The sequence below is a fragment of the Janthinobacterium sp. 35 genome, assembly GCF_002754575.1.
Classification (GTDB): Bacteria; Pseudomonadota; Gammaproteobacteria; order Burkholderiales; family Burkholderiaceae_D; genus Janthinobacterium; species Janthinobacterium tructae.
The window spans coordinates 3,755,827-3,766,932 of sequence record NZ_PEFN01000001.1; the positions used below are offsets into that span (position 1 = coordinate 3,755,827).

The 11,106-nt window shown below is 65.9% G+C and carries 8 protein-coding genes; 5 read left to right on the forward strand and 3 right to left on the reverse strand.

The window, feature by feature from the left end; genetic code table 11:
* Nucleotides 1-113 precede the first annotated feature (113 nt).
* From CLU93_RS16705 to CLU93_RS16715, 3 genes are all read right to left on the reverse strand, one after another.
* Complete coding sequence (locus CLU93_RS16705) at nucleotides 114-1,922, reverse strand: ABC transporter ATP-binding protein (protein WP_099762366.1); 1,809 nt, start codon at nucleotides 1,920-1,922, stop codon at nucleotides 114-116.
* On the reverse strand, nucleotides 1,912-3,663 hold the full coding sequence (locus CLU93_RS16710) for an ATP-binding cassette domain-containing protein (protein WP_099762367.1): 1,752 nt from the start codon (nucleotides 3,661-3,663) through the stop codon (nucleotides 1,912-1,914). The genes CLU93_RS16705 and CLU93_RS16710 overlap by 11 nt, the downstream gene beginning before the upstream one ends.
* 290 nt (nucleotides 3,664-3,953) lie before the next feature.
* Entirely contained in the window at nucleotides 3,954-4,859 is a 906-nt protein-coding gene (locus CLU93_RS16715; RefSeq protein WP_099762368.1) for a phasin family protein, read from the reverse strand.
* Nucleotides 4,860-5,239: 380 nt separating this feature from the next.
* Here CLU93_RS16715 and CLU93_RS16720 point away from each other — a divergent pair, with 380 nt between their 5' ends.
* The 5 genes from CLU93_RS16720 (at nucleotide 5,240) to CLU93_RS16740 (ending at nucleotide 11,061) form a co-directional block, all read left to right on the forward strand.
* Entirely contained in the window at nucleotides 5,240-6,514 is a 1,275-nt protein-coding gene (locus tag CLU93_RS16720) for an amidohydrolase family protein (protein ID WP_099762369.1), read from the forward strand.
* Between the two features lie 36 nt (nucleotides 6,515-6,550).
* Nucleotides 6,551-7,069, forward strand: a complete 519-nt coding sequence (locus CLU93_RS16725) for a GNAT family N-acetyltransferase (protein ID WP_099762370.1) — start codon at nucleotides 6,551-6,553, stop codon at nucleotides 7,067-7,069.
* A complete protein-coding gene (locus CLU93_RS16730; protein WP_257224994.1) occupies nucleotides 7,066-7,611 on the forward strand; it encodes a GNAT family N-acetyltransferase in 546 nt (181 codons plus the stop codon). The genes CLU93_RS16725 and CLU93_RS16730 overlap by 4 nt, the downstream gene beginning before the upstream one ends.
* Before the next feature lie 134 nt (nucleotides 7,612-7,745).
* Nucleotides 7,746-9,221 (forward strand): xylulokinase, encoded by a 1,476-nt coding sequence (gene xylB, locus CLU93_RS16735; protein WP_099762371.1) that lies wholly within the window; start codon nucleotides 7,746-7,748, stop codon nucleotides 9,219-9,221.
* Between the two features lie 226 nt (nucleotides 9,222-9,447).
* The gene (locus tag CLU93_RS16740; protein WP_099762372.1) at nucleotides 9,448-11,061 is read left to right on the forward strand and encodes a methyl-accepting chemotaxis protein; all 1,614 of its coding nucleotides are present in this window, start codon (nucleotides 9,448-9,450) and stop codon (nucleotides 11,059-11,061) included.
* Nucleotides 11,062-11,106 lie beyond the last annotated feature (45 nt).

The following is an 11,106-nucleotide window of genomic DNA, read 5'->3' on the forward strand; positions in this document are numbered from 1 at the left end:
AAGTATGGTTGGGGCCGTCGGTGCTGCCCGCCAGATGAATATACTCCCGTCTGTACGGCATTTTTAATGCCGTACAGAAAAAAAGTAGCGCCGCGCAACGGCGCCCGTGCCTATCACACTGCCAGTTGCTGCAGCAGGTACAGGCGCTGGTACAAACCGCCCTCGATCTGCATCAGTTCCTCGTGCGGTCCCGCTTCCGTGATGCGGCCGTGATTGAGCACGATGATACGGTCGGCTTCGCGGATGGTCGACAGGCGGTGGGCGATGGCGATGATGGTGACCTTGCCGCGCAATTCATTGAGGGCCAGCTGCACGATCTGTTCGGTCTGGCTATCGATGCGCGAGGTTGCCTCGTCCAGCAGCAAGATGCGCGGCTGGCCGGCCAGCGCGCGGGCAATCGCGATCAGCTGCTTCTGTCCCGACGACAGGCGCGAGCCGCCTTCGCCCAGCGGCGTATCGTAGCCGTGTTCCAGCGCGGCGATGAAGTCGTGCGCATGCGCGGCGCGCGCGGCCGTCTCGATCTGCGCCTGCGTGTAGCCGCGGCCCATGTCGATGTTTTCGCGCGCCGAGGCGGCCAGCAGGAAGGGGTCTTGCGGCACCAGGCCCACGTCGGCGCGGAAGTGCTCGTTGTCGATGCTGTCGAGGGCGACGCCATTGATGGCGATGCTGCCCTGCGTGACGGGGTAAAAGCGCAGCAGCAGCGAGAGCAAAGTCGACTTGCCGCTGCCCGTGTGGCCGACGATGCCAAAAAACGCGCCCTGCGGAATGCTCAGCGACAGGTCGTGCAGCACGGGCTGGTTTTCCACGTAGGCGAAGGTCAGGCGCGCGATATCCACGGCGGGCACGTCGCTGTCCGCTGTCGCCTGCCGCAGGGCCGGTGTTTGTCTTCCCTGCGCGTGTTCCAGCGCCTGCGCTTCGTCCAGCAGGGCCGAGACGCGCGCCGTCGCCACCACCGATTGCTGCAGCTGGCTGAATTGCATCGTGATCTGGATCAGCGGCTCGATCACGCGCGCGATATAGCTGATGAATGCATACAGCACGCCCACTTCCAGGGCGCCCATCTCGCGCTGGCCGAAGCTGAAGATGACGACGGCCAGCAGCACGATGTTGAGCATGTCGAGCGCGGGGCGCAGCAGCCAGGCGTTGGCGCGCAATTCCTGCATGCGCGCCGTGTAGTGGTCCTGGTTGATGCCCGTGAAGCGCGCGCCGAAGCGCTTTTCCGCGTTATTCGCCTGCAGCACGCTCATGCCGCCGATCGATTCGGCGATCTGCCCGTTGATCTCGCTGCGCAGCGCGCGCGCGCGCGTGACGGCCGGCGCGCTCCAGCGCTGGTACAAAAAGACGATCACCAGCACGGCCGGCAGCAGGGCCAGCACGATCAGCATCAGCCGCCAGTCGAGGAAGGCCATGGCGGCCATGGTGCCGACCAGCACGATGGAGCTGTCGAGGATGACGAACAGCACCTGCACGTACAGCGATTTCACCGCTTCCGTATCGTTGGTGACGCGGCTGACCAGCTGGCCCGTGATGGCGCGGTCGAAAAAGGCCATGGGCAGGCGCAGCACGTGTTGATACACGGTTTCGCGCAGGCGCTGCACCGAGCGCATGGCCAGGCCGGACAGGCGCACCAGCTGCAAATAGCGCAGGCCGGAAGCGACCCAGCCCGTCAGCAGGCAGCCACCCAGCAGCAGCGACATGCGCGTCCAGTCCAGGTGGCGCGGCAGCAGATGCTGGTCGATCAGGGCCTTGCCCAGAATCGGCCCCGTCACTTCCAGCGCGGCGGCGAGGATCAGCCAGAAGGTGGCCCAATATAAATGGCGCAGATCGGGCGCGGCGGCGCGGCGCAGCAGGCCGATGGCTTGCGCGGCCTGGCGGCGCACGGATGGCGTGGCGGTGCTGGCTTGGTCGGTCTTAGATGGCATCGAGGCTGGCTTCCAGTTGTTGATAGCGCCACTGGCTGGCATACCAGCCGTCGCGCTGCATCAGCGTGTCGTGGCTGCCCGTTTCCGTCACATGGCCATCGCGCAGCACCAGAATCAGGTCGGCGTTGACGACGGCGCTCAGGCGGTGGCTGGCGATGATGGCGCTGCGCTCGGGGCGCTTGCGGCGCAGTTCTTCCAGGTGTTGCAGGATGCGCGTCTCCGTGCCCGTGTCGACGGCGGATAAGGCATCGTCGAGCAGCAGCAAGTCGTTGTCGGCCAGGAGGGCGCGGGCAATCGCCACGCGCTGGCGCTGGCCACCGGACAGGGTGATGCCCTTTTCGCCCACGTGGGTGGCATAGCCTTCGGGGAATTGCAGGATATCGTCGTGGATGTCGGCCAGCTGCGCCGCCCGTTCCACGTCCTCGCGCGTGGCGCCGGGACGGGCCAGGGCGATATTGTCGGCGATGCTGGCGGAGAACAGGAACGATTCCTGCGGCACCCAGCTGATGGCCGCGCGCAGCGCATGCAGCGTGTACGCATCGAGCGGCTGGCCGCTCCAGGTGGCCGTGCCTGATTGCGGCGTGACCTGGCGCAGCAGCACGCGCAGCAGGGTCGACTTGCCGCTGCCGGTAGGGCCCACTAAACCCAGAGTCTGGCCCGGCTGCAACAGCAGCGAAATGCCGGACAGGGCCGGCGCCGTCTGGCCTGCGTAGGCGAAGCCGATGTCCGTCAGTTGCAATGGGCCGGGCGTCAGCGTATCGATCGTTCCGTGGTCGTCGATGGCCAGCGGCGCATCCAACATGGGTTGCAATCGCTGCCAGGCGGCGCGGCCACGTTCGATCAACGAGAGCACCCAGCCGGCGGCGAACATGGGCCAGATCAGCTGTCCCAGGTACATGGAAAAGCTCGTCAGAGCGCCGATGGTCAGCTGGTCTTGCCACACGAGGTAGCCGCCCAGGCCCAGGGTCAGCGCGGTGGCGGCCGTCAGGGTCAGGCCGACGGCCGGTTCATACGCCGCTTCCCAGCGCTGCGCCGTCAGGCTGGCGTTGGCTGCATGGCCGGCCAGGGTGGAGAACTGCTTGCTGCTGCGCTCTTCCAGACCCAGCGCGCGCAGGGTGCGCACGCCCGACAGCGATTCCTGCACATGGTCGTTCAGCGCGGAAAAGCGTTGCAGCGAATCGGTCGACGCCGTGTGGATATGGCTGGAAATGCGCCAGAAGGCCAGTCCCATCAGCGGGAAGGGCAGCAAGGCGATGCAGGCCAGGCGCCAGTCCACGCCCAGCAGCATGATGCCCAGCACCATCAGCAAGGTCAAGGTGCCGTCGAAGCCGGCCAGCATGGCTTCGCCGGCGGCCATTTCGATGGCGTCGATGTCGTTCGTCGCCAGCGCCATCAGGTCGCCCGTGCGCTGGTTCTGGTAAAAGGATGCGCCCTGCTGCGACATGCGCGTATAGAAGCGCGTGCGCAGCATCACGCCTAGCTGGTAGGCGGCCTTGAACAGGGTGATGCGCCAGCCCACGCGCAGAAAGTAAATGACGACGCCGACGGCGAGCAGGGTCAGCAGCTCCAGCCACAGTTCGGCAGCCGTCATGCGGTGCGCGGCCAGCGCGTCGATGATGGCGCCCACGCGGCGCGGGATCCAGACGGTCAGTGTCGCCACGCCAGTCAGCATGACGGCGGCGGCGGCATACGCCGGCCAATGCTGACGCACGAAGCCGGCGATGAGCCTCGATAAACTCATGGTTACCTTTTGTTTTGAGTAATGGGGTGTCGCGGGGCGGAAGGACGGGCACGCGGACGGAAAGTACGCGTAGGATACAACAAGGCGGAAAAGCGCGCTGTGGACGGGCACGCAAAAAACGGGCCGTAGCCCGTTGTTTTGCTGCGTCAGTGGCGTGCGCGGAGCTTGCAACGCGTAACAAAACCGTAGCGAGCGGAAGGAAGTTGTGGCCGAGAAGCGCAACTGTACGAAGGTACAGTGAGCATCGCAGGCCGCAAATTACGACGCGCAGTAGGTTTTGATAGGCGTTCTTATTTGCGGCCGCTGCCTTTGCCGTTGCCCAGCATGTCGAGCTGTTTCGATGGCGCGCCCTTGGGGGCTGCCTTGGCCACCGGCTTGGCGGCCGGCGCAGGAGCGTGCTTCACGGCAACCTTGGCCACGGTCTTGCCGGCGGCGCTGGCCGGCTTGGCGACTTGTTTGCTGGAAGGAAATGGTTTCGCGGCAGGCTTGACTGGCGCTGGCGCGGCGGTTTTTACTGGCGCGGCGGCGGCGGCGGCGGGTACAGGTGCGGGTGCGGGCTTGGCCACTGGCTTGGCTTCGACGGTTTTCACGGCGGGCTTGTCGGCGGCCTTCTCGGCAACCTTGGCCGGTGCTGCCGCTGGCTTGGCTGCCGGCGCTGCAACAGGGGCGGGTGCTGCCTTGGCGACAGGCTTGGCCACTTCGACCGGCTTGGCTGGCGCAGGCTTGGCGGCGGGCGCAGGTGCTGCTGCCACTGGCGACGGTGCTGGTGCGGCGGCCGGCTTGGGCGCAGGCGCCGCAGTAGCCGGTACAGCGGCCAGCGCCGGCTTGGCCGCTGCCGGGGCAGGGACGGCAGCAGGTGCGGCGGCATCGAGGCGGGCCTTGGCCGAGGCCAGCAATTCCGCCTGGGTGCTCGAGGCGATGCCGAACAGCTGGCGGCTATACGCCAGCACGCTTTCGATATTCGGTTGCGCCTGGCTGGTGCTGTAGCTGAAGAAGTCGCGCGGGTCTTGCGTTGCCAGCAGGTGCTGCGCCGTCTCTGCCGTGTGCGACAGGGCGGCCTTGCCTGCGTTCAGGTTCAGGGCGATGATTTTCTCGGCGCTTTCGAAGACTTTGCTGGTCAGGGTGCTGAAGATTTGCAGCTGGCTTTCCAGTTGCGACTTGGCGGCGCTGGAAATGTGTTCTGGAAGCGGAAACATATTTACTCCTTTGTACGGATTAAAATGCTGGCAAAACGCTCTGCAAAATCCCGAAAACCAGAGTTGGCCGCGTTTTGTAAAGTGGGTAGCGTGCTGAACAGCTAGTCATGGACTTTTTATGATGCAACGCAATATGAATATTCTAGCGGTGATTCGAGTTAGTTGAAAGTTATTTTATTCAGGCCGTGTGGCGTGTCTTTGCCCCAATTTACGTGCCTGGCAGCATTTGTGGGAAGTTTGCGCACGCGCAAGGTGTTGTCAGCGAATCTATGGCCAGGTTTTTGCCAGCGAGTATATTCGTGCACTGCAACATCCTTGAGCGAGAAGATGGCAATGCACTGGAAGCAACAGATACCGTAGTCAACCGAAGGAGTGTCCGCATGGACTTAGTCATCCGCAATGCCAGCCTGCCCGACGGGCGCCGCGCCATCGATATCGCCATCGAGGACGGCCGCATCGCCGCCGTCGGCCCCGCCTTGCCCGTGCAGGGCGCGCAGGAGATCGACGCCGCTGGCGACCTGGTCACGCCGCCGTTCGTCGACGCCCACTTCCACATGGACGCCACGCTCAGCTACGGCTTGCCGCGCGTGAATGCCTCCGGCACCCTGCTCGAAGGCATCGCCCTGTGGGGCGAGCTGAAACCGCAGCTGACGCAGGACGCCCTGGTGCAACGCGCCTTGCAGTATTGCGACTGGGCCGTGGCGCGCGGCTTGCTGGCCATCCGCTCGCACGTCGATATCTGCGACCCGCGCCTGCTGGCCGTGGAAGCGCTGCTCGACGTCAAGCGGCAAGTGGCGCCGTATCTCGACCTGCAACTGGTGGCGTTCCCGCAGGACGGCATCTTGCGCAGTCCCGGCGCCTTCGACAATTTAAAGCGGTCGATTGCCATGGGCGTCGACGTGGTGGGCGGCATTCCGCATTTCGAGCGCAGCATGGCCGACGGCGCCGAATCGGTGCGCCTGCTGTGCGAATTCGCCTGCGAGCGGGGGCTGATGGTGGACATGCACTGCGACGAGTCGGACGACCCGCTGTCGCGCCACATCGAAACCCTGGCCTTCCATAGCCAGCGCCTTGGCATGCAGGGCAGGGTGACGGGCTCGCACCTGACGTCCATGCATTCGATGGACAATTATTATGTGAGCAAACTGCTGCCGCTGATCCGCGAGGCGGGCGTGGCGGCGATTGCCAACCCCCTCATCAACATCACCCTGCAGGCGCGCCAAGATACGTATCCGAAGCGGCGTGGCATGACGCGCGTGCCCGAGATGCTGGCCGCCGGCATTCCCGTCGCCTTTGGCCACGACTGCGTGATGGACCCGTGGTACAGCCTCGGCTCGGGCGACATGCTGGAAGTGGCGCACATGGGACTGCACGTGGCGCAGATGACGGGCCAGCAAGCGATGCACGACTGCTTTTTGGCCGTGACCGAGACGCCGGCGCGCATCCTGGGCCTGGACGGCTATGGCATCGCGCCCGGCTGCCATGCGGACTTGCTGATCCTCGATTGCGGCTCCACGGTCGAAGCGCTGCGGCTGCGCGCGGCACGGCGCCTGGTACTGCGGCGCGGGAAAATTGTCAGCGAGGCGCCGCGCGCGCAATCGCGTCTGCACCTGCCGGGGCGGCCCGATAGTGTGAACTTCCGCCTGGGGCGCTGATACAATCGGCCATCACTTGTTATCGGGAGCAGCGCCTTGAAAGAAATTGATATCCGCCCGGCCCAGGAAGCCGACTTCGACGCCATGTGGCCGATTTTCCAGACCCTGGTGGCCGCTGGCGACACCTATACCTTCCCGGCCGATACCACGCGTGAAGCGTGCCACGCCTACTGGTTCGGCCCCGGCGTGCAAAGCTATGTGGCCGTGATGGGCAGCGAGCGCTTGCTGGGCATGTACAAGCTGGTGGCGAACCAGCCGGGTCATGGATCGCACGTGGCCAATGCCTCGTTCATGGTCGACCCGGCCGCGCAGGGCGTGGGCGTGGGGCGCATGATGGGCGTGCACTGCATGGAAGAAGCGCGCCGCGCGGGCTACCTGGCGATGCAGTTCAACTTCGTCGTCAGCACCAACCTGGGCGCCGTCACCCTGTGGAAAAAGCTGGGCTTTTCCATCGTCGCTACCCTGCCGCTGGCCTACCGCCACGCGCACCTGGGTTATGTCGACGCCTACGTGATGTACCAGCTGCTGACCGATCCGATGCAGTGGCCGGCATGAGCGGCGCCGTGACAGAATCGGTGATCGTCATCGAGACGCCCCGCCTGCGCCTGCGCACCTTCACGCCCGAAGACGCGCCGTTCTACCTGGCACTGATCAATGAGCCGTCGTGGATCGCCAATATCGGCGACCGCAACATCCATACCGTGGATGCGGCGCGCGCGGCGCTGGAAGCCGGTCCGATCGCGCAGTTCCGCGAGCATGGCTATTGCTTTTACATTATCGAACGCCGCAGCGACGGCGTGGCCATCGGCATGGGTGGCATGATACGCCGCGACAGCCTGCCCGGTCCCGACATCGGCTACGCCATGCTGCCCGCCTACTGGGGCCAGGGTTATGCCTGGGAGGCGACGGCGGCCATCGTGCGGCATGCCCGGTACACGCTGCGCATCCCCACCCTGTACGGCATCACCTCGCCGCGGAACCAGGCGTCGATCAATCTGCTCAATAAACTGGGGCTGCGCTTCGAGCGGTTTACGCGCATGCCGCCATCGGGCAAGGATACGAATGTCTACCGCAAGGATTTTCGCCAGCATGGTTGAACGCGCTGGCTGGCGCGTATCGGCAAAGTGTGAAAAAGTATGCGGAAAGGCGTGCTGCTGGCGCCGCCGGGCGATTACCATAACGTGAAATCGCCGCCGTGCGCGGGCGCCCATCCACTTTTCATGGAACCATCGTGACCTATCTCGGTATCGATATCGGCACTTCCGAAGTCAAGGCCATCCTGACCGACGACGCGCAAACCATCCTCGCCAGCAGCGGCGTGACCCTGCGCGTGTCGAGCCCCCATCCCGGCTGGTCGGAGCAGAACCCGGAGGACTGGTGGCACGCCACGCTGGACGTGATCGCGGCCATCCGCAGCGCCCAGCCGGTGGCGTTTTCCGGCTTGCGCGGCATCGCGCTGTCGGGCCAGATGCATGGCGCCACGCTGCTCGACAAGCAGCAGCACGTGCTGCGCGCGGCCATGTTGTGGAACGATACGCGCGCCTTTGCCGAGTGCGTGGAACTCGAAGCGCTGGTGCCCGAGTCGCGCGCCATCACGGGCAACCAGGCCATGCCCGGCTTCACGGCGCCCAAGCTGCTGTGGCTGCAAAAGTACGAGCCGTCGCTGTTTCGCGCCATCAGTAAAGTCCTGCTGCCCAAGGATTACGTGGCGCTGCGCCTGACGGGCGACTGCATCTCCGACATGTCCGACGCCTCCGGCACCCTGTGGCTGGACGTGGCCAAACGCGACTGGTCCGAGCGCATGCTGGCGGCCACCGGTTTGACGCGCGAGCACATGCCGCGCCTGGTCGAAGGCAGCCATGCCGCCGCGCAGGTGCGCCCGGCGCTGTGCCAGGAATGGGGCATCGCGCATGCGGTGGTGCTGGCCGGCGGCGCGGGCGACAATGCTGCCGCCGCCGTGGGCCTGGGCGTGGTGGAGCCGGGCGCCGGCCTGCTGTCGCTGGGCACCTCGGGCGTGCTGTTCGCCGGCAGCGATGGCTACGCACCCAATCCTGGCCAGGGCGTACACGCGTTCTGCCATTGCCTGCCCGGGCGCTGGCACCAGATGAGCGTGATCCTCAGCGCCGCGTCCAGCCTGAATTGGGTGGCGCGGCTGACGCAGTCGTCCGCCATCGGAGAGTTGGTGACGCTGGCCGAAGGCGTGGAAGCGCGCACGGCGCCGATCTTTTTGCCCTACCTGAGCGGCGAGCGCACGCCGCACAACGACGCCACGGCGCGCGGCGTGTTTTTTGGCCTGTCGACGGAACATGGGCGCGCCGAACTGGCCTACAGCGTGATGGAAGGCGTGGCCTTTGCCATGGCCGACGGCAATGCGGCCCTGCGCAGCGCCGGCACGCAGCTGGAAGAAGCGTCGTTCGTCGGTGGCGGTTCGCGCAGCCGCTTCTGGGCCCAGCTATGCGCGAATGCCTCGGGCCTGAACGTGCTGCGGCACGACCATGGCGTGGCTGGCGGCACCCTCGGTGCGGCGCGCCTGGCGCAGATGGCGGTGACGGGCTTGTCGCCCGCGCAGGTGTGCACGCGTCCGCCCGTGCAGGAGACGATCGCGCCGCAAGCGTGCGCCATGCTGGAAGAGCGGCTGGCGCGCTACCGGCGTTTGTATCCGCTGCTGCGCGAAGAGTTTGCGGGCGCGGCCGCGGCGGCGCGCTGAGGCGACCGGCAAGATTGCCGGCCCGACCATGCTGCGATCCCGGCAATATGGCCAGACAGTCAACCTTCCCGTGTAATTTGTTGTTTCTGTGTTGAAAGTGTTTCTCTAGCGAAAGCACCGCTTGGTTTTTCACGGGGTGCGCGGCATGATTTCCTCATTTGGTGGGAATTGGATAGTTTTGGTGGCGCCTTTGTTGCCATCCTGTTCTTACTGCCGGGAGAAATACATGCAACTCGCGAATCTGAAAATCTCCATCCGCCTGGGTCTGTTGGGCGCCTTCTTCTTTCTTGCGCTGGTGTTCGTTGGCGTGCGCGGCTGGAGTGCGCTCGATGCGGCCAGCGCACGCAGCGCCGAGGCCATGCAGCGCTCCGTGGCCCTGACGGAAGCGGTCGACGCGGCGCGCAGCGCGCAGGTGGAATTCAAGATCCAGGTGCAGGAATGGAAAAACATCCTGCTGCGCGGCGGCGATGCGGCCGCCTTCCGGCGCTACCGCGAAGCGTTTGTCGCCAGCGGCGCGCAGACGCGCAAGGAGTTGGCCGGCTTGCAGGCCATGATGGCCGCGTTGAAACTCGATACGGCGCCCGTGGCGCAAGCGCTGCAGGCGCACGACGCGCTGGGCGTGAGCTACCTGGCGGCGCTGCAGCAGTACGACGGCGCGCGCCCCGACAGCGCCCACACGGTCGATGCGCTGGTCAAGGGCATGGACCGCGAACCGACGCGCCAGATCGACGCCATCGTCGCCACTATCGGCAAGCAGTCGCACAGCCTGATGGCGCAGATGAAGGAGCAGGACGCCACCGCGCACCGCAGCGCCAGCATCGCCATGCTGGCCACCGTGCTGGTGACCCTGGTCGTCGGGTCTATCACCGTGTGGTGGCTGATCCGCAGTATCACGGTGCCGCTGGGTGCGGCCGTCGGCATCGCCCAGCAAGTGGCGGCCGGCGACTTGCGCGCCGTGGTGGCCGACAGCAGCCGCGATGAAATCGGCGACCTGCTGCGCGCCTTGAAGGCGATGAGCGGCAACCTGGCCGACATCGTGGGACGGGTGCGCGCCGGCACGGACGCCATCGCCACGGCGTCGGGCGAAATTGCCAACGGCAACATGGATCTGTCTTCGCGCACGGAGGAGCAGGCCAGCTCGCTGGAAGAAACGGCTGCAGCGATGACCGAGCTGACCTCCACCGTACGGCAGAATAACGACAACGCGGACCAGGCGCGCCAGCTGGCCGGCGGCGCGTCCGACGTGGCGCAGCGCGGTGGCGAGGCAGTGGCGCAGGTGGTGCAGACCATGAGCCATATCAATGCTTCGTCGAAGCGTATCGTCGACATCATCGCCGTCATCGACGGCATCGCCTTCCAGACGAATATCCTGGCCCTGAACGCGGCCGTGGAAGCGGCGCGCGCGGGCGAGCAGGGACGCGGCTTTGCCGTCGTGGCCACCGAAGTGCGCAGCCTGGCGCACAGGTCGGCCGCGGCGGCCATGGAAATCAAGCAGCTGATCGGCGAATCCGTGCGCACGGTGGAAGAGGGCAGCGTGCTGGCGGGCCAGGCGGGGCGCACGATGGACGATGTGGTCAGCAGCGTGCAGCGCGTGAACGCCATCATCGGCGAGATCGCCGTGGCCAGCGTGGAGCAGCGCGATGGCATCGAGCAGATCAGCATCGCCATCAGCCAGATGGATGGCGTGACGCAGCAGAATGCGGCCCTGGTGGAGCAGGCCGCCGCCGCCGCGGACGCGCTGCAGCAGCAGGCGGCCAGCCTGGCCGACGCCGTCAGCATCTTCAAACTGCACGCCGTTCCCGGCGTGGCCGCGCCGTCCCGGAGACTGTCGCTGACCTGACGCAGGCCCGCCCCGCGCCGCTTGATGCCAGTCAAGCGGCGTCCG

What these genes read in the sequence shown, in the direction of transcription:
- CLU93_RS16715 (WP_099762368.1), bottom strand. Translation starts at nt 4,859, where the DNA reads ATGTTTCCGCTTCCAGAACACATTTCCAGCGCCGCCAAGTCGCAACTG.
- CLU93_RS16710 (WP_099762367.1), bottom strand. Translation starts at nt 3,663, where the DNA reads ATGAGTTTATCGAGGCTCATCGCCGGCTTCGTGCGTCAGCATTGGCCG.
- CLU93_RS16730 (WP_257224994.1), top strand. Translation starts at nt 7,066, where the DNA reads ATGAGCGGCGCCGTGACAGAATCGGTGATCGTCATCGAGACGCCCCGC.
- CLU93_RS16740 (WP_099762372.1), top strand. Translation starts at nt 9,448, where the DNA reads ATGCAACTCGCGAATCTGAAAATCTCCATCCGCCTGGGTCTGTTGGGC.
- CLU93_RS16720 (WP_099762369.1), top strand. Translation starts at nt 5,240, where the DNA reads ATGGACTTAGTCATCCGCAATGCCAGCCTGCCCGACGGGCGCCGCGCC.
- CLU93_RS16705 (WP_099762366.1), bottom strand. Translation starts at nt 1,922, where the DNA reads ATGCCATCTAAGACCGACCAAGCCAGCACCGCCACGCCATCCGTGCGC.